Here is an 18,775-nt window from a genome sequence, read left to right as displayed (position 1 = left end):
GAAGCACATGCTGGATATTGAGAGCACAGAAGCGGAAGCCATTGTCGGCGCAGCCATTCGCGCGGCGATTGCCGAGAATGACGCGGCGCGTCTGGCGGAACTCCTTGACCCCTTGCCTTACAGCGAGGCGCTTCGAGAGCTTTTGTCGCTGTCTCCAGAAGAGCGCGACAGCGTTCTGGCGCTGGTCCCTTCGGAATTGGCTGCAGAGCTGATCGAGGAGGCGCCGGACGAGATGGCGGCCGAATTGGTCGAACGTCTTGAGCCGGAACGGGCAGCGGAAATCCTTGAAGAGCTGGATTCGGATGTTCAGGCCGATGTCATCGCCGAGATGGATGTCGAAGACGCCGAGGCGGTCCTTTCGGAAATGGATGCCGAAGACGCTGCGGATATCCGCAAGCTGGCCGCCTATGATTACGATTGCGCCGGCGGCTTGATGATGGCCGAGGTGTTCCGCTTCTCCGACGCGGATACGGTTGGCAAGGTCCTGCGTGCGCTGGCCTCGGAAGAGGACGATTTCGAACGGTATCGTGGTCAGCATCCGTATATCACGGATGAAGTCGGCCGCCCGGTGGGGGTGGTGTCTCTGCGCGGGCTTCTGACCGCCAAACGCAGCGCGCCGCTGACCGATATCATGACCGTTCCTCTGACGGTCAACGTCGACACGCCTCTGGATCAACTGGAGGACATATTTGACGAACATCCCTTCCTCGGCGTTCCCGTCGTGGATGCGGAGGGTATTCTTGTCGGCGTGGTGTCACGATCGGCCCTTGCCGAAGCCGTGCTGGAGCGCAGTGAGAGCGAAAGCCTGAAACGGCAGGGTGTTGTCGGCGATGAGCTGCGATCGATGCCGCTATGGCTGCGGTCCCGCCGTCGCCTGGCGTGGCTTTCGGCCAACATTGTTTTGAACATCATCGCTGCCAGCGTGATCTCGGCCTATGAAGAAACGCTGACCGCGGTCATCGCGCTCGCCATCTTCCTGCCGATGGTTTCGGACATGAGCGGGTGTTCCGGGAACCAGGCGGTCGGGGTGACCATGCGCGAACTGAGCCTCGGCCTGGTTCGCCCGATTGACGCGATGCGGGTCTGGCTCAAGGAAGTATCTGTCGGGGTCATCAACGGGATCGCGCTGGGTGTGCTGATCGGCATGGTGGCCTGGATCTGGAAAGGCAACCCGGCCCTGGGTGTGGTGATCGGTGCGGCGCTCGCGCTCAACACCATTCTGGCGGTCTCAATCGGGGGCGTGGTGCCCTTGCTGCTGAAACGCGTTGGACAGGATCCGGCCGCCGCAAGCGGCCCGCTGCTGACAACGATAACGGATATGGCTGGGTTCTTCTTCGTCCTCAGCTTTGCAACCCTCATGATGCCATGGCTTGTATGATGATGCTTGACCTCGAAAAGAAACCCGCCCGCAAGAAGACTGCTCCAGCCGTGATTGGCTGGATGGAGATGGCGAGCCTGCCGCTTCTGGGCCTGAACAAGATCAAGGCGAAGATCGATACCGGCGCCCGTACCACGGCCCTGCACGCGACCGAAATCGAGGAGTTTGAACGGGATGGTGTGCCCTGGGTCCGCTTTTGCACCCAGATTTCAGAGCATCTGCCCGTCAGCCGCATCGAGGCCCCCTATCATACGAACCGGGCCATCAAGAACACCAGTGGCATCCCCGAGGATCGCTATATCATTCACACCCGCCTGCAGCTGGGCAAACGGCAGTGGATGATTGACCTGTCGATCACGGACCGCAGCAATATGACTTTTCCGATGATCATCGGGCGCGCGGCGCTCAAGGATCACAACATAGCCGTACACACCCGCAAAACCTATCAGATCACCGAACCTCCGCAGGAGCGACGTAGAAAGGACTACCTATGAAAATTGCAATGTTGGCACGTAACCCCAAACTCTATTCGCACAAACGCCTCAAGGAAGCGGCGGAAGAACGTGGGCATCAGCTGGATATCATCGACACGCTGCGATGCTACATGAACATCGCATCGCGTCGTCCGGAAATCTATTACAACGGCGAGAAGCTGGAAGGCTATGACGCGGTGATCCCGCGGATCGGCGCATCGGTCACCTTCTACGGCACCGCCGTGTTGCGCCAGTTCGAGATGATGGGGGTCTACCCGCTGAACGAAAGCGTGGCGATTGGACGCTCGCGGGACAAGCTGCGCTCCATGCAGTTGATGGCACGGGACGGGATCGGCCTGCCGGTCACCACCTTTGCCCATGACGCCAAGCAGACCGAAGAGGTGCTGGCGCTGGCCGGTGAGGCGCCGCTGGTGATCAAGCTGCTGGAAGGCACCCAGGGTCTTGGCGTGGTTCTGGCCGATACCAACCGGTCCGCCAAATCCGTGTTCGAAGCCTTCCGCGCGACCAATACCAATATCCTGATCCAGGAGTTCATCAAGGAAGCCGGCGGCACCGACATCCGGGCCATCGTGATCGGTGGCAAGGTGATCGCCGCGATGAAACGGACCGGCGCAGAGGGCGAGTTCCGCTCGAACCTGCACCGCGGTGGTTCCGCGCAGATCGTCAAACTCTCCGCCGAGGAGCGTGCAACAGCGATACGCGCCGCGAAATCCATGGGCCTCAATGCCTGCGGCGTCGACATGCTGCGCGCCAATCACGGTCCGGTCATCATGGAGGTGAACTCCTCGCCCGGTCTTGAAGGCGTGGAAAACGCAACAGGGCTTGATATTGCCGGCAAGATGATCGAGTTCCTCGAGAAGAACGCCGCCAAGGGCACCACACGGACAAAGGGCAAAGGCTGATGGTCCGACGCACCCCATTCGAGATCGCGGGCAGGACTATCGAAGCCGGCAGCCGCCGCACGGTGGATCTGCCGGTCAGCGTCCTGTCCGACCACACCCCCATCTCGATGTCTGTGCATGTCATCCACGGGAAAAAGCCAGGTCCCACCATGTTCGTCAGTGGTGGGATCCATGGCGATGAGGTCATCGGGGTCGAGATCATCCGGCGGGTACTGGCGTCGAAATCGATGAAAACGCTTGCGGGCACCCTGCTGGCCGTGCCGATCGTGAATGCCTATGGCCTGATCAATCACTCGCGCTACCTGCCCGACCGCCGTGATCTCAACCGTGTCTTTCCGGGCAGCCAGACGGGCTCTTTGGCAGCCCGCCTCGCCCACCGGTTCCTGACCGAGATCGTCGGACGTTCTGAACTGGGCATCGACCTTCACTCGGCGGCCATCCATCGCACGAACTACCCCCAGGTGCGCATTTCTCCCGACGATCCCGAGATGGAGGCCTTGGCCAACGTCTTTGGCGCGCCTGTCATCATGAAATCTCCCCTGCGGGATGGATCGCTCAGGGGAGAGGCCAAGAAAATCGGCAAACCGATCCTGCTCTATGAGGCGGGTGAGGGTCTGCGTTTTGATGAATTCTCCATTCGCGCCGGGGTCGCAGGCGTCCTGCGTGTCATGAACCACAGGGGCATGATCTCGAAACGCGGCGTGTCCTCCGCCAAGGCGGCGCCGCAATTCTGCCTGTCCAGCAAATGGCTCCGCGCCCCGATGGGCGGGCTGTTGCGCATCTTCAAAAGCGACGGCTCGCTGGTGCGCCAGGGTGAGGTTCTTGCGGTGGTCTCCGACCCCTTTGGCGAAAAGGAAATGGAGGTCCGAGCCCCCTTCTCCGGCATCATCGTCGGGCGCGCAGTCATGCCCATCGTCAATGAGGGAGACGCCGTTTTCCACATCGGCCGGGTCAAGTCCGTCGCCACGGCAGAGGGTGCGGTGGAGGATCTTGAAAGCCAGCTCGAAGACGACCCGATGTTTGACGAAGATGAGATCATCTAGGCTCAGGAGCCATCACCCCTACGCCACTGGCACCAAATCCACAAAATATCAGGGGCTGCGCGCAAGCCGCGGATAGCGACCTGTTCGCAAGCGCGACATGCCACTGACAGGGCGTGGATTTGGTGACCGGCAGTTTTGCCGGGACGTCCACCTGACCACCATCAACACTCTGAAATAAAACGCCATTACAGCAGAACTGCGCGTATCCTGACTGCGATACCGTCAGACTTCTGGCGCAGGATGAGCAGATCCGCCCCCCAAGCCGGTCAAGGCGAAATCATCCCTTTCGACGGCCAATACAGGCCATTTTGTAAAATTACGTTCCGGCATGCGGTATTGCTCGCGAATGCCTTCCGCTCTTAACCTTCCGTAAGGAAAGGCGCCTTGTTCAGCCCCCCGGCAGGATTCGGCGTCTCAGGGAGGAAGTCATGAATAGAGTGCATTACCCGCCTTGTTGCGGAACCTTGGGGCTGTTGTGATGTCGGGCATGTCAGTCGACGAAGCAGCCGCTCATGTGACGGCAACCGAACCGGTTTTCGAAGTCACCGAAACGGATATTCGCGGCACGCGATACCGGGTATTCAAAAACATTCCCGCCACTGTGCCCGCCCTGCTGCCAGCCAGCCGGGAGGCGCAGGAAAACGGGGCCGCCGAATACCTGGTCTTCAAGGACGAACGCTGGACATATGATGCCTTCTGTTCCGACGTGAACCGGCTCGCGCGGGCGCTGCGCGATGAACTGGGCGTCACGCCGGGGCAACCCGTCGCCATTGCCATGCGCAACTACCCGGAACTTCTGATACTGATCATGGCGATCTCTTCCATCGGCGGTGTGGTGGTGTTCCTCAACGCCTGGTGGACAACGGAAGAGCTCGATTACGCCCTTGCGGACAGCGGCGCGACTCTGGTGTTTGCCGATGCCCCCCGGCTGGAGCGTTTGGCCCCTCTGCAAGACACCTTCGGCCTGAACCTGATCGGGGTGCGCGATGGTGAGGGGCAGACCGGCCTGTCATACTCCGCCCTGCGCGACCGGATCAAAGATGACAGCTGGCCGGACCATCCGATTGACCCGGAGAGCGATTTCGCAATCATGTATTCCTCGGGCACCACCGGCCATCCCAAGGGCGTGGTGCAGACCCACCGCGGGGCCGTGAACGCGGTCTTTACCTGGTTGATGCAGGCGGTGATGGCACCGCTGATCGACCCGCCCGAACCGGATGCGCCAGAGGCACCACGGCCATCGGTCCTGGTGGTAACGCCGCTGTTTCACGTCACGGCGACGCATCCGATGTTCCTGCTGAGCCTGCCCGCCGGGGCAAAGCTCGCACTGCTTTACAAGTGGGATGCAGAAGAGGCCGTCCGGGTGATCAACCGCGAACAGATCACCCGTTTCCTGGGGGTTCCGACACAATCGGCGGACCTGATGCATGCCTCCGAAAAACTGGGGATCGACCTGCCCTCGCTCGATTTCCTGGGATCTGGCGGCGCCAAGCGGCCCGCCGCACAGGTGGCACGACTGGCGAAACGCTTTCCCAATGCGAAACCGGCCACCGGCTGGGGCATGACCGAAACGAATGCCATCGGCATCGGGGCCGTGGGCGACGAATACATCGAAAGGCCGAACACCGCCGGGCGGCTTTATCCCCCTCTGCAGGAGGTCAAGTTCCTTGATGACGACGGCAATCCGGTCCCGGTTGGCAGCATCGGAGAGATCACCGTCAAAAGCCCCTGCAACATGCGCTGCTACCTGAACAAGCCGGAAGCCACCGCAGAGGTCCTTCAGGACGGCTGGCTGCGCACCGGCGACATGGGCATGATCGACGAAGACGGCTTCATCACCATCATGGACCGCAAGAAGAACATCATCATCCGCGGCGGCGAAAACATCGCCTGTCTGGATGTCGAAGGCGCGTTGCACCGGCACCCGGAGGTGATCGAAGCCTGCGCCTTTCCCGTTCCTCACGACCGGTTGGGAGAGATCGTCGGCGCGGGTGTGCAATTGCGCGCGGGCTCGCAGCTGACAGAGGCCGACCTGCAGGCCTTTCTGGCCGAGCATATCGCGGCCTTCAAGATCCCCCAACATATCTGGTTCCGTGACAGCCCCCTGCCCCGGGGTGCCACGGACAAGCTCGATCAACGCGGCTTGCGCCGCGAATGCCTGGAACTGTTGCAGGCAAAGACCTCGGAAAAGGACATGACATGACACACCCAACTCAGGAAGAGATTGGAACCTATATCGCGGCGGCGGGCGACGCGGCCTGGACGGTTCCCGGGTTGGCCCCTGATCTGGAAAAGCGCCCCGTGCGCACCGTCGGCATCATTGGCGCGGGCACCATGGGCGGCGGGATCGCGATGAATTTCGCCACCGCCGGCTATCCGGTCAAGATCGTCGAAACCACCCAGGAGGCGCTGGATCGCGGGTTGGCAGTGGTGCGCGGCAACTATCAGCGCAGCGCCGACAAGGGCCGCTTCCCGCAGGACGAGGTCGAAGCGCGCATGGGCCGGTTCGACGGCCGCTTGTCGATGCAGGACCTGGCCGATTGCGACCTGGTGATCGAGGCAGTGTTCGAGAACATGGAGCTGAAGAAGAAGATCTTCACCGAGCTCGACCGGGTGATGAAACCCGGCGCGATTCTCGCGACCAATACCTCGGCCCTGGACATCGACGAGATCGCCAGCGTCACGCAACGGCCGCAGGATGTGATCGGTCTGCATTTCTTCTCGCCTGCCAACGTGATGAAGCTGCTGGAGATCGTCCGCGCCGACAAGACGGCGAAAGACGTCGTGGCCACCTGCATGTCCCTGGCCAGGGACATTAACAAGATCGCCACTCTGGTCGGCGTCTGCCCGGGTTTCGTGGGCAACCGCATCCTCTTTGCTCGCCAGATCCAGGCCAACAAGCTGGTCTACAAGGGCATCCTGCCCTGGGACGTGGATGCGGCGCTGAACGCCTTCGGGTTCAAGATGGGCCCCTTCCAGATGTCCGATCTTGCCGGGCTGGATATCGGCTGGTCCAAGGGGGCAAAGACCGACAACCCGATCCGCGACGCGCTGTGCGAAATGGACCGGCGCGGCCAGAAGACGAAAGCAGGGTTTTATGACTACGACGCTGCGCGCACGCCTATCCCCTCGCCCGTGACCGAACAGATCATCAAGGACATCACCGGCGCCGAAGCTGCCCGCATGTCGCAGGACGAGATCATCGAGACCTGTATCTACCCGATGATCAACGAGGCCCTGAAGATCCTTGAGGAAAACAAGGCCCAGCGTCCCTCGGACATCGATGTGGTCTGGCTGAACGGCTATGGCTGGCCCGCCGACAAGGGCGGCCCGATGTTCTACGCCGATATGGTCGGCGCAAAGGCGATCCTCGCGCGCATGGAAACCCTGGGCGCAGAGGACCCGGACTTTGCCCCTGCACAGACCCTGCGGGATCTGGCCGCCAATGACGGGAAATTCACCGAACTGGATTTGGGCGGCCTCAAGACTGGCGCATAAAGGAACGAAACCATGAGCTATGAATTTATCACGACCGAAAGGCGCGGAAACATCCTGCTGGTCACGATGAACCGGCCGGAAGTCTACAACGCCGTGAATGCCGAGATGCATCAGGAGATGAGCGATTGCTGGGACGCCTTCGCCGCGGATGACGACCTCTGGGTTGCGGTGCTTACCGGGGCGGGCGACAAGGCTTTCACTGCGGGCAACGACCTCAAGGCCACCGCTTCGGGGGGCAACAAAAAGGGGCTGCCTGCCTCCGGCTTTGCCGGGCTGTCCTCGCGGTTTGATCTGGAAAAACCGATCATCGCGGCGGTCAACGGCTTTGCCATGGGCGGCGGTTTTGAAACCGCCCTGTCCTGCGACATCATCCTGGCTTCCGAGAACGCCAAGTTTGCCCTGCCCGAGGTGAAGGTCGGCTTTTTCGCCTCTGCCTCCGGCGTGCAGCGCCTGTCGCGCTATATCGGGCGACTGGCCGCGCAGGAAATGATGATCACCGGTCGCACCATCCTGGCCGACGAAGCCCTGGCGCTTGGATGCGTGAACGAGGTGCTGCCCCATGACCGCCTCATGGATCGGGCCTTCGAACTGGCAGACCAGATCTGCTCTGTCTCGCCCTCATCGGTGAAGGCCACCAAGCGGATCCTGAACAGCATGGCTGTGGCCGAAGGCCTGCCGGAAAGCCTGAACTATTCCCGCGTGGTACAGGCCGATCTGGCAAAGACCGAAGATTTCAAGGAAGGCGTGCAGGCCTTCGTGGAAAAACGCAAGCCCAACTGGGTGAACCGCTGATTTGATACACTGGTCCGGGAGGCCGATTTATGACTGATAACACTGCAAAACTGGACATGAACAACCTGGAAATGTCCGACAAGGCCAAGCCGCTCTACGAGGCGGTGGTCAAGCATATCCGCGAAAACGTGGATCCGATCACGGCAGAGTTCTTTGCCCTGGGCGAGGGACGCAAGGATCGCTGGTCCTATGCACCGGGCCAGCTTGAACTGCTGGAAGGGGCAAAGCAGAAAGCCCGCGAGGCCGGGCTCTGGAACTTCTTCCTGCCCAACGCGGAAACCGGCGAGGGCCTGGCCAACCTGGACTACGCCTATATTGCTGCCGAACTGGGCAAGAGCCCGCTGGCCCCCGAAAGCCTGAACTGTTCGGCGCCGGACACCGGCAACATGGAGGTGCTGGAACGGATCGGCACGCGCGAACAGAAGGACCGCTGGCTGAAGCCACTGCTCGCCGGGGAGATCCGCTCGGCCTTTGCCATGACCGAACCGAATGTCGCCTCCTCGGATGCCAAGAACATCTCGACCAGCGCCGTTCTGGAAAACGGTGAATGGGTCATCAATGGCGAGAAATACTACATTTCCGGTGCCGGCGATCCCCGCTGCAAGATCATGATCGTGATGGTCAAGACCTCGCCCGATGCCGAAACATTCCGCCAGCAGAGCCAGATCCTGGTGCCGATGGATGCCCCCGGCGTCGAGATCCTTGGCCCGATGCATGTCTTTGGCCATGACGACGCGCCGCACGGGCATATGCATATCCGCTTCAACAATGTCCGCGTGCCGGAGGAAAACATCCTGTGGGCCGAGGGCAAGGGCTTTGAAATCTCGCAGCTGCGGCTTGGGCCGGGGCGGATTCACCACTGCATGCGCTCTATCGGGCAGGCGGAAAAAGCCCTTGATCTGCTGCTGGAGCGCGCCATCAACCGCGAGGCCTTTGGCAAGCGCATCGTCGATCTGGGCAAGAACATGGAAACCGTCAGCCGGATGCGAATCGACATCGAGGCAATGCGCCTGATGGTGCTGAAGGCGGCCAAGGCGATGGATACGCTTGGCAACAAGGAAGCCCGCATCTGGGTCAGCATGATCAAGGCCATGGTGCCCGAAAAGGCCTGCGAGATCATCGACAAGGCGATGCAGGTGCATGGCGCGACGGGGCTGTCGCAATGGTCGCCGCTGTCGGGCATGTACACCGGTCAGCGCACCCTGCGGTTTGCCGATGGTCCCGATGAGGTACACCATCACGTGGTCGCCCGCGCCGAGGTCCAGTCCTATCTCAACTCCAACGAACGCCAGGCCAATGCATCGCCCGAGATGCATGGCAAGGTCTTCTCGGGTCCGTGATCATGAGCAAGCTGTTTGATCTGACCGGCAAGGTCGCGGTGCTGACCGGGGCCTCCAAGGGGATGGGGCTGGCGATGGCCACCGGCCTTGCCGAACATGGCGCCAAGGTCGTCATCTCCGCGCGCAAGCAGGATCAGCTGGATGCTGCCGCCGCACAAATCAATGAAACCGTTGGCGCCGAGCGCGCCATCGGGATCGCCTGCAATATCGGCTACAAGGAGCAGCTCGAAGCCCTGGTGACGCAGACGCGCGAGAAGCTGGGTGCGATCGACGTCGTTGTCGGCAATGCCGGGGTGAACCCCTATTACGGGGTGACCTCGGAAATTCCCGACGACGCCTATGAGAAAACCATGCAGGCCAATGTGCAATCCAACCTCTGGCTGGCCCAGCTGGTCGCCCCCGACATGGTTGCCAAGGGCAGCGGCTCGATGATGTTCACCTCCTCCATCGGCGCCTTCAAGCCCTCGGTGATGCTGGGTACCTACGGCATGTCCAAGCTCGCCCTGATCGGGCTGGTGCGCAATCTGGCGGCGGAATTCGGCCCCAAGGGGCTGCGATTCAATGCCATCTGCCCCGGGCTGGTCCGCACCGATTTCGCCCGCGAACTGTGGGACAATCCCGAGGTCGAGGAACGCATCCGCAAGGACATTCCCCTGCGCCGCCTGGGGGAGCCGGAGGATTTCGCGGGTGTCGCGGTCTATCTGGCATCGGACGCCAGCAAATACATGACCGGGCAGGCCCTGACCGTCTGCGGCGGTTCGAACATGTGGACATGAGGGGCTGAGCACATGGAACTCAAGGACAAGATCATCGTGGTAACCGGTGCCGCCAGCGGCATCGGGCGGGCCATGGCGCTGCGCTTTGCCGAGGAAGGCGCGAAAAAGATCGTTTGCGCAGACATCAACCTCGAAGGCGCCCAGGCGACCGCGGATCAGGTCAATGGCGTCGCCCATGCGGTCAACGTCGCTGTCGAGGCTGAAATCGCCGATCTGATCGAGCGGGTGGAAACCGAGATCGGACCGATCGACCTGTTCTGCTCGAACGCCGGTATCCTGATGGCTGGCGGCGTCGAGGTTCCCGATGCGGACTGGCAGCGCATCTGGGACATCAATGTCATGGCCCATGTCTGGGCCGCACGGCACCTTGTGTCGCGCATGAGCGCGCGCGGCGGTGGCTATCTGCTGAACACCGCCTCGGCTGCGGGGCTGCTCAACCAGGTCGGATCCGCGCCCTACGGCGTCACCAAACACGCCGCCGTCGGCCTGGCCGAATGGCTGGCCCTGACCTATGGCGACCAGGGGATCAAGGTCTCGGTGCTGTGCCCGCAGGCCGTGCGCAGCGAGATGACGCGCGGCCATGAAGAGGGCGTTGCCGCGATGGACGGCATGCTTGAACCGGAACCGGTTGCCGAAGCCTGCGTGCAGACGATCCGCGAAGAGAGCTTTCTGGTCCTGCCCCACCCAGAGGTGCTCGGCTACATGCGCAAGAAGACCGAGAATTACGACCGCTGGATCGGCGGCATGCGCAAGCTGAACCGCATGTTCGGCGGGTCTTTCAAGCGCGGGTCATAACCACTTGCGATTTGGATGATCTTTGCGGCAGCGCCAGCCTATCGTCGGCGCTGCCGCAGCAAGGATCACACTTCCAGCCACTCCTTGCGCACATCGTCGCGCTGCCGCAGTTCTTCCGGCGTGCCCTCGAACACCATCTGGCCATGTCCCATGACATAGACCCGATGCGCGATATCAAGCGCGATGGAGAGCTTCTGCTCGACCAAAAGGGTGGCAATGCCACGCTTGGCGATTTCCTGCAGCAGGCTTGCCACCCGCTGCACCATCTGCGGCGACAGACCTTCGGTCGGTTCGTCGATCATCACCAGATCCGGATCGCCCATCAGCGTGCGGCACATGGTCAGCATCTGCTGTTCTCCACCCGAAAGCACCGAAGCCTCGACATCGGCGCGGTTCGCCAGGTTCTCGAACATGTCGAACATGTTCTGCATCGACCAACGCCCCTGCCCATCCTTCTGGCCCGGCTTCAGCCCCAGGGTCAGGTTCTGCCGGGTGGTCAGACCGGGAAAGATGTCCCGGTTCTCGGGGACGTATCCGATGCCGAGGTTGGCAACCTCATAGGCCTTCCGACCGGCGATTTCCTGGCCCTTGAACTTGACGGAACCCGAAGGCTCCACTTCCCCCATGATGGCCTTGCAGGTGGTCGAGCGCCCCACGCCATTGCGGCCCAGAAGGGCGACGATCTCGCCCTCCCGGATGTTCATGTTCACGCCCTGAAGGATATGTGACTTGCCGTAATAGGCGTGCATGTCATTGACTTCCAGCATCAGTGCCCTGCCTCCATTGCCTCGCCCAGGTAGGCCTCCTGCACGCGTGGGTTGGCGCGCACCTCTTCCGGGGCGCCGGTTGCGATGATTTCACCGTAGACGAGCACCGAGATCTTATCGGCAAGCCCGAAGACCACGCCCATGTCATGCTCCACCATGACCAGGGTCTTGCCCACGGTCACCTTCCGGATCAGCTCAACGATATAGTCGGTTTCCGAGTGGCTCATGCCGGCGGTGGGTTCGTCCAGCAGGATCACGTCGGCGCCACCGGCAATGGTGATCCCGATTTCCAGCGCACGCTGCTCTGCATAGGACAAGAGCCCCGCGGGCAGATCACGCCGCGCCGTCAGGTTGATCTGTTCAAGGATCGCCTCGGCTCCCTCGTTCAGGGCCCGCGACTTGGAAACCATGTTCCAGAACGAGTACTTGTAGCCCAGCGACCACAGAAGCGAACAGCGCACGTTCTCGAACACCGTCATCTTGGGAAAGATGTTGGTGATCTGGAACGACCGGCTGAGCCCCATGCGGTTGATCTCATAAGGGGCTTTGCCCGACAGATCCTTGCCATGCAGCTGGATGACGCCTGCGGTCTGCGGAAACCGTCCGGTGATCAGGTTGAACAGCGTGGACTTGCCGGCCCCGTTGGGGCCGATCACCGCGTGGCGTTCGTCATCCTTGATTTCAAGATTGACGCCACGAATGATCTCGGTCTGACCGAAGCTCTTGCGAAGGTTGGTAATTTCAAGGGCAGTGGTCATTCGCTCACCTCATCGGGGGTGTTTGCCTCATGCCAGGCCCCGGTCAGTTCCGGGCTTCCCTTGCGGGCAAGCCAGAAGCCCCCCAGGGCCAGGACGGCAAAAACAATCCAGGGCATCGGGTTACTATGGTCAAAGGTGGTCCAGAACAGGGTCATCTCGCTTTCACCGATGGCTGCGTGGCGGGCATGGAACATCAGCTCGATGAACCCGGCCAGACCGAGGATGCACAGCACCGCGGGGACCAGGACCTTGATGTAGGGTTTCACGAGCATGCGCCATTTGCCCAGCTTGATCGGCGTCCCATGCATCATCAGCACCCCGGACAGGCCGCCGGGGAAAAACATCACCGTGGCCACGAACAGGGCGCCGACATAAAGGGCCCAAAGCTCGGTTTCGAGGCTGAGAACGGTCTGCAGCAAGGTAAAGACGATCGCGCCGATGATCGGCCCGAAGAAGAAGCCCACCCCCCCCAGGAACGTCACCAAGAGGATCGAGCCCGAGGTATGCAGGTTCAGGTTTTCCTCGGTCAGGATCTCGTAGTTGATGGCAAACAATCCACCGGCAATGCCTGCGAAAAAGCCCGCGGCGATGAAGGAGTAGAACCGCACCCAGCGCGCCGAGTAGCCGAGGAATTCGGCCCGTTCGGGGTTGTCCCGCACCGCGTTGGCCATGCGACCGATCGGGGTGCGCGAAAACAGGTACATCAACAGCGCCGACACCAGCAGCCAGAAGGCGATCAGGTAGTAGACCTCGATCTGAGTGAGGAACTCGATGCCGAAGAAGGGCAGACCATAGGTCCGGTCGCCTGAAATGCCCTCCTCACCGCCGAAGAAGACGACGATGATGACGGAACAGGCGGCGATCAACTCACCGACACCGAGCGAGATCATGGCAAAGACCGTGCCCGCCTTGCGGGTCGAGAAGGAGCCGACGATCAGCGCCAGGATCAGCCCGAAAATGCCTCCGAAAATCGGCAGGATCGGCAGGGGCAGCGAACCGAAGATCTCCCAGTTCATGATGTGAACACAGAGGAAACCGCCCACGCCCATGTAAACGGCATGGCCAAAGGACAGCATCCCGCCCTGTCCCAGCAACATGTTGTAGCTGAGCGCGAAGATGATGGTGATCGCCATCTGGTTCATGATGGTGATGGCGCTGTTGGATTGAAAGATGAAGGGCATCACCAGAAGGAACAGCCCCGCGATGATCCACGGCAGCGCCGCAGAGAGGGTCACGCCGCCCTGGGCGCGCGCCTGAGAAGTCTGTGCAGTATCGGTCATACGTCACGCTTTCCGAACAGGCCGTAGGGCCGGAACACCAGGATCAGCACCATCAGAAGGTACGGCAGGATGTCGGCAATCTGCGGCGAGGTGAGGGTCCAGAGATCGCGCCAGGCGCTGTCCCAGATCGGATCGGGCTTGTTAAAGCCAAGCCCGGTCAGGATGTCCTCCATCCGGACGTTGTAGGCCTTGGCGAAGGTGGTCAGCCAGCCGATGATCAAGGCCGCGACCAAGGCACCGCCCAGGCTGCCCAGGCCACCGATCACGATGGTCACGAAGACGATTGAACCAAGCACCACGGCCATGCCGGGGAAGGTTGACAGCACCGGACCGGCGATCACACCGGCCACGCCTGCCAGCGCCGTGCCGACGCCGAAAACACCCATGAAAACCAGCGGCACGTTGTGGCCGAGCGCCTCGACCGTGCGCGGATAGCTCAGCGCGGCCTGGATGATCATGCCGACGCGCGTCCGGGTCAGCACGTAGAGAAGACCCAGGAAAATCGCCAGCGACAGGAAGATCATGAAGACCTTGTAGGCCGGGATGTCATAGCTCGAGATCGAGAAGGCCGCGCCTTCCAGGATCTCCGGAATCTGATACGGAATCTGGTCATTGCCCCAGATGAATTTGACCAGTTCCTCGATGAGCAGCGCCAGGCCGAAGGTGAAGATCAACTCCGGAACGTGGCCGTATTGGTGCACCCGGCGCAAGCCGTAGCGTTCCACCGCTGCCCCCACCAATCCGACAATCGGCGGAGCAATCAGCAGCCCCATCCAGAAACCGACGTAAGTGCTTATCTGGTAAGCGAAATATGCGCCCAGCATGTAAAAGCTGGCATGGGCAAAGTTCAGCACGCCCATCATCGAAAAGATCAGCGTCAGGCCGGCCGAGAGCATGAACAGCAATAGCCCCGTCACCAACCCGTCGATAAGATTCACCAATATGAGGTCCATGCCTCAATCTCCCCGCAGTCAGGTATTGTATTTTTTTGGCAAGAAAATCCCTCCGCGCCGGGTTTCAGGCGCGGAGGGTGGGAACAGGGGCCTTACGGCCGTTCCATCTTGCAGCTGGTTGGCGAGTCGGCCGACGCCATGGCGACGGTGTTCTCGACAACCATGCCGTAGCCCGAGTTGTCGTAGTCGAACTTCACGTTCTCGTCCGTATGCGCGAAGATATGCACGTCCTGGATCGCCTGGTGATCCTGGGGACGCATCTTGATGGTGCCGCCCCAGAGGCTTTCGTGCTCCATGCCTTCCAGCGCGGTGCCGATGGCAACCACGTCGGTGGCGCTGCCTGCCTCGTTGATGGCTTTTGCCAGCATCTCGATCACGTTGGTGATACGGGCCTGGCTGACGTTGCCATCAGGGTACTTGGCCTTGAAGGCATCGACATAGGCCGCCGCACGATCGGACGCGATCGGGTTCAGCGGGCCTTCGGAGACCAGGCGCAGCGAGCCCTTGCCGGTTTCGCCAAAGGCGGCGGTGATGCCGTCAGCAGCAGCGTAGTAGGTGAAGATCGGGCCTTCGAAGCCGTTCTCGATGACCGACTTGCCGAGGTTCAGCATGTCAGAGCCCCAGTTGCCGGTGATGACCGCATCCGCTTCGGAGGCGACGATCTTGCGGGCATAGGGGGTGAAGTCCTTCACCTTGCCGATCGGGTGCAATTCGTTGCCGACGATCTCGATGTCGGGGCGCTTCTCGGTGAGGAAACGCACCGCGGCGGCGGCAACCGCTTTGCCGAAGCTGTAGTCCTGGCCGATGATGTAGACCTTGTTGATGTCCTGGCTGGCCGCGATCACGTCGGTCAGAGCGTCCATCTTGATGTCGGCATTGGCGTCGAAACGGAAGTGCCAGAAGTTGCACTTGTCGTTTGTCAGTGCCGGGTCGACCGCGGAATAGTTCAGGAACAGAACCCGGTCGTCGGGGTTGCGACGGTTGTGCTTGTTGATCGCTTCGGTCAGCGCGTTTGCCACACCGGAACTGTTGCCCTGTGCAATGAAGCGGATCCCCTGGTCGATCGCGACCTGCAACTGGATCAGGGATTCTTTCGGGCTGATCTTGTTGTCAAATGCCACGATCTCGAAGTTCTGTCCTCCCAGAACCCCGCCATTGGCATTGACCAGTGCTTCAGCCGCGAATTCATACTGATGCAGCCCGTTAATCCCTGTCGAGGCAAAGGGGCCCGACAGCGGATCGATAAAGGCGATCTTCACGTTTTCAGCAAGCGCAGCCGTTGTGCCAAGCGCTAGCGACAAGGCTGCCGTGGCGCCGAGTTTCATAATTGTTTTCATTTTTCTTCCTCCCAATGAGAGTTCGAAAAAGTTGAACTTGTGCCTTATTGTTCGAACTCTGCCCGCTCAGCGTTGCATAGCCCCGATTAAAGTCAAGCGTTTGCCGCTCCAGTCTTGTCTGGCGCAGCCGCTCAGGCCCCAAATGTCGTAACGTCATTTTGCGCACTGGCCCGCGTGCAGCCTTCCTGTGCTCAGCCATATAAAGGCGAGAACAGCAACGCGCCAAAATAGATCTAATCAATTGCTTTTAAATCATTTTTATAAGATATCCAGGTTTTATACGGCATGTTTCACCTCGGCTTTCACACCCTCCCCAAAATGCTCCACCCCGTGTGGGTTTCATGATGGCGATCGTCGGTCGGCCTGTATGAAGGCCGCAAGCGCGCTCTGAAGCGCTTTTAGGGTGAAAATCGAATTCCACTGTGCAGAACCGATTTCCGCGATTCTGCCTGACGGCACTGCTGCCATTCAAATGTACGAATACTTAATCTCTTGACCGCAGCGACCAGCACGCCGCACGGAAATTCTGGGGGCTGTTTCTCTTTTCTCAAGACCCGTCACGCCTAGGCTCAGGACTCATTCATGCCACAGGAGGCAAAATAGCGGAGCCCAAAAGCCCAGTTGCCTGCGCCCGCCAGTGTCCATGGGCACGGGCGGCGACAAGAGCGTCGCGCCCGGGCCATCTCCCGTCGGGGTCAGGACCAATCCAGCTTCAGCCCCCGGGCCTGCGCAGCATTGGAGACGTATTTCTTGGTCTGGCTGAATGCATCACCCAATTCTTCCTGCCCTGCCGGGTCGCTGATCTGGCCAAGCTGCGCCGCCACCGCTTCCGGCGTATTCTCGGCGTCCTGCAGAGTAATCCCCGGCGTCTCGTAGACCCGGATCTGCGCGTAGCTCCCAGCACCGGCCCCCAGGATCATCTTGCTCGGGGCGTCTTCGCTGACCAGGTAGAGCAGACCGGGCGTGATGGTTTCAGGCGCCAGCAGGGCCTGCGCATCTGCGGGCATCAACTCTGCGGTCATGCGCGTCGCGGCCGTCGGAGCCAGGGTGTTCACACGGATGTTGTTGCGGGCGCCTTCCAGGTGCAACACGTTCATCAGCCCGACCATCGCCGCCTTGGCCGCGCCGTAGTTTGACTGACCAAAGTTGCCAAAGATCCCCGATGCCGAGGATGTCAGAACCACCCGCCCGTAATTCTGCTCGCGCATGATCGGCCAACAGGCACGGGTGACAAGGGTCGACCCGATCAGATGCACATCCACCACCTTGCGGAAATCGTCCATCTCCATCTTGGCAAAGGTCTTGTCGCGCAGGATGCCGGCATTGTTCACAAGGATGTCGATGCGCCCCCAGGCGTCCATGACCTTGGCCACCATATCTGTGACGCCCGCCGCATCAGACACATCCGTGCCGTGCGATAGCGCTTCGCCACCTGCGGCGCGGATCTCCTCGACCACGGCCTCGGCCGCCTCGGAGGAGGCGCCCTGCCCGTCGCGGCCCACGCCCAGATCGTTCACCATCACCTTTGCGCCACGTGCAGCCAGCCCCAGCGCGTGGGAGCGGCCCAGCCCCGTGCCCGCGCCTGTTACGATGGCCACGCGGCCGTCAAATCTGATGTCTTTGCTTGTCATGGTTTCATCGCTCTTTCGAAATTGTTTGGCATGCTCAACTCATTGATGCCGTGGCGTTTCGGGATTTCCTCAGAAAGCAAAGCACCTGCGCCTCATCCTTCCGGTCCAACCCACTCGAATGTCAGGTCTTTAGTCGGCGATCGTCCACCCAAGAATGCGAAGTTCTACTGAGTACCTTGCCGCTGTCCTGCAGGTTTTTGTTCCGCTATGTAAAATTACATCTCGCTATTCGGCTGACAAGCCGTATTGTCTGACCTCGTGACCGCATCCAAGGCATGTCATGCCAACGCTTGAGTGTCTCAAATGAAAACCATGCCGCGCATCATCCCCGCTGGTCTCTCTTCAAAAGGATCAAATCCCATCACCTGAACTTACCGAGCGCGAAATCCCAGTCCGCATTCAACCTGTCCGCATTCAACCGGTCCACATTCGAGCCGTCGATCCGAGCATTTGCGACATCCAGATCATTGGCGATCTCGACCAGTTGGACCGGCCCGACCGTTTCGCATTCAGACACTTCGCATTCAGACACTAGGAGGCCCTTGAATGACCGCCCTGCAAAACGCCCTGGCAAACGCCGAAGCCCTGATTGGCCGTGAAGTCGGCGTATCCAACTGGATTACCGTGGATCAAGCCATGATCGACAGCTTCGCCGATGCGACGCATGATCAACAATGGATTCACACCGACCCGGAGCGCGCGGCCGCAGAGTCGCCGTTCGGCACCACCATCGCCCATGGTTTTCTGACCCTCTCGCTTGCCAGCCGTTTTGCCTACGACTGCTTTGAAACGCTCGAAGGGCAGGTGATGAGCGTCAACTACGGGCTGAACAAGCTGCGGTTTCTGAACCCGGTCAAAGCCGGATCACGGGTCCGTGGGCGATTTGTCCTGAAAGAGATCAAAGCCCGAAACGAGCGGGAACTCCTGCGGACCAATATTCTGACAATCGAAATCGAGGGCGAAGAAACGCCCGCGCTCGTCGCTGAATGGCTGGGCCTGGCCGTATTCCAGGACTGATCCCTGGTCTCGGG

The 18,775-nt window shown here is 60.7% G+C and carries 18 protein-coding genes; 11 read left to right on the top strand and 7 right to left on the bottom strand.

Features of this window, described 5'->3' with window-relative positions:
* Positions 1–7: 7 nt before the first annotated feature.
* From mgtE to PXK07_RS07490, 10 genes are all read left to right on the top strand, one after another.
* Positions 8–1,378: a magnesium transporter gene (gene mgtE / locus PXK07_RS07535; RefSeq protein ID WP_274847598.1), complete on the top strand. Its 1,371-nt coding sequence runs from the start codon at positions 8–10 to the stop codon at positions 1,376–1,378.
* Complete coding sequence (locus PXK07_RS07530) at positions 1,375–1,872, top strand: ATP-dependent zinc protease family protein (protein ID WP_274847597.1); 498 nt, start codon at positions 1,375–1,377, stop codon at positions 1,870–1,872. Before mgtE ends, PXK07_RS07530 begins: the two co-directional genes overlap by 4 nt.
* Entirely contained in the window at positions 1,869–2,774 is a 906-nt protein-coding gene (rimK, locus tag PXK07_RS07525; protein ID WP_274859660.1) for a 30S ribosomal protein S6--L-glutamate ligase, read from the top strand. The genes PXK07_RS07530 and rimK overlap by 4 nt, the downstream gene beginning before the upstream one ends.
* Complete coding sequence (locus PXK07_RS07520) at positions 2,774–3,817, top strand: succinylglutamate desuccinylase/aspartoacylase family protein (protein WP_274847595.1); 1,044 nt, start codon at positions 2,774–2,776, stop codon at positions 3,815–3,817. The genes rimK and PXK07_RS07520 overlap by 1 nt, the downstream gene beginning before the upstream one ends.
* Before the next feature lie 487 nt (positions 3,818–4,304).
* Positions 4,305–6,020, top strand: a complete 1,716-nt coding sequence (locus tag PXK07_RS07515) for a class I adenylate-forming enzyme family protein (RefSeq protein ID WP_274847594.1) — start codon at positions 4,305–4,307, stop codon at positions 6,018–6,020.
* Positions 6,017–7,315: a 3-hydroxyacyl-CoA dehydrogenase gene (locus tag PXK07_RS07510; protein ID WP_274847593.1), complete on the top strand. Its 1,299-nt coding sequence runs from the start codon at positions 6,017–6,019 to the stop codon at positions 7,313–7,315. Before PXK07_RS07515 ends, PXK07_RS07510 begins: the two co-directional genes overlap by 4 nt.
* Before the next feature lie 12 nt (positions 7,316–7,327).
* The gene (locus PXK07_RS07505; RefSeq protein WP_274847592.1) at positions 7,328–8,107 is read left to right on the top strand and encodes an enoyl-CoA hydratase-related protein; all 780 of its coding nucleotides are present in this window, start codon (positions 7,328–7,330) and stop codon (positions 8,105–8,107) included.
* Positions 8,108–8,163: 56 nt separating this feature from the next.
* Positions 8,164–9,447, top strand: coding sequence for an acyl-CoA dehydrogenase family protein (locus PXK07_RS07500; protein WP_274847709.1), 1,284 nt, complete (start codon positions 8,164–8,166; stop codon positions 9,445–9,447).
* A gap of 2 nt (positions 9,448–9,449) precedes the next feature.
* The gene (locus PXK07_RS07495; protein ID WP_274847591.1) at positions 9,450–10,223 is read left to right on the top strand and encodes an SDR family NAD(P)-dependent oxidoreductase; all 774 of its coding nucleotides are present in this window, start codon (positions 9,450–9,452) and stop codon (positions 10,221–10,223) included.
* A 12-nt stretch (positions 10,224–10,235) separates the two neighbouring features.
* Positions 10,236–11,018, top strand: a complete 783-nt coding sequence (locus tag PXK07_RS07490; RefSeq protein ID WP_274847590.1) for an SDR family oxidoreductase — start codon at positions 10,236–10,238, stop codon at positions 11,016–11,018.
* A gap of 65 nt (positions 11,019–11,083) precedes the next feature.
* On the opposite strand, the gene PXK07_RS07485 is transcribed toward PXK07_RS07490, so the two are convergent.
* The 7 genes from PXK07_RS07485 to PXK07_RS07455 form a co-directional block, all read right to left on the bottom strand.
* Positions 11,084–11,788: an ABC transporter ATP-binding protein gene (locus tag PXK07_RS07485; RefSeq protein WP_342455862.1), complete on the bottom strand. Its 705-nt coding sequence runs from the start codon at positions 11,786–11,788 to the stop codon at positions 11,084–11,086.
* Positions 11,785–12,543: an ABC transporter ATP-binding protein gene (locus PXK07_RS07480; RefSeq protein ID WP_274847588.1), complete on the bottom strand. Its 759-nt coding sequence runs from the start codon at positions 12,541–12,543 to the stop codon at positions 11,785–11,787. The genes PXK07_RS07485 and PXK07_RS07480 overlap by 4 nt, the downstream gene beginning before the upstream one ends.
* Entirely contained in the window at positions 12,540–13,823 is a 1,284-nt protein-coding gene (locus PXK07_RS07475; protein ID WP_274847587.1) for a branched-chain amino acid ABC transporter permease, read from the bottom strand. The genes PXK07_RS07480 and PXK07_RS07475 overlap by 4 nt, the downstream gene beginning before the upstream one ends.
* On the bottom strand, positions 13,820–14,776 hold the full coding sequence (locus PXK07_RS07470) for a branched-chain amino acid ABC transporter permease (protein ID WP_274847586.1): 957 nt from the start codon (positions 14,774–14,776) through the stop codon (positions 13,820–13,822). Before PXK07_RS07470 ends, PXK07_RS07475 begins: the two co-directional genes overlap by 4 nt.
* 92 nt (positions 14,777–14,868) lie before the next feature.
* A complete protein-coding gene (locus tag PXK07_RS07465; RefSeq protein WP_274847585.1) occupies positions 14,869–16,113 on the bottom strand; it encodes a branched-chain amino acid ABC transporter substrate-binding protein in 1,245 nt (414 codons plus the stop codon).
* A 695-nt stretch (positions 16,114–16,808) separates the two neighbouring features.
* Complete coding sequence (locus PXK07_RS07460) at positions 16,809–17,744, bottom strand: SDR family NAD(P)-dependent oxidoreductase (RefSeq protein WP_274847584.1); 936 nt, start codon at positions 17,742–17,744, stop codon at positions 16,809–16,811.
* 361 nt (positions 17,745–18,105) lie between these two features.
* Positions 18,106–18,261 (bottom strand): hypothetical protein, encoded by a 156-nt coding sequence (locus tag PXK07_RS07455; protein WP_274847583.1) that lies wholly within the window; start codon positions 18,259–18,261, stop codon positions 18,106–18,108.
* Positions 18,262–18,290: 29 nt separating this feature from the next.
* On the opposite strand from PXK07_RS07455, the gene PXK07_RS07450 reads away from it, so the two are divergent.
* Positions 18,291–18,761 carry a MaoC family dehydratase gene (locus PXK07_RS07450; RefSeq protein WP_274847582.1) on the top strand — a complete coding sequence of 157 codons (471 nt, stop codon included), beginning with the start codon at positions 18,291–18,293 and terminating at the stop codon, positions 18,759–18,761.
* The last annotated feature ends 14 nt before the right edge of the window (positions 18,762–18,775 follow it).

The sequence above is a fragment of the Phaeobacter sp. QD34_24 genome, from assembly GCF_028890115.1.
Taxonomy (GTDB): Bacteria; Pseudomonadota; Alphaproteobacteria; order Rhodobacterales; family Rhodobacteraceae; genus Phycobacter.
This window is presented reverse-complemented; position numbering and strand designations above follow the sequence as displayed.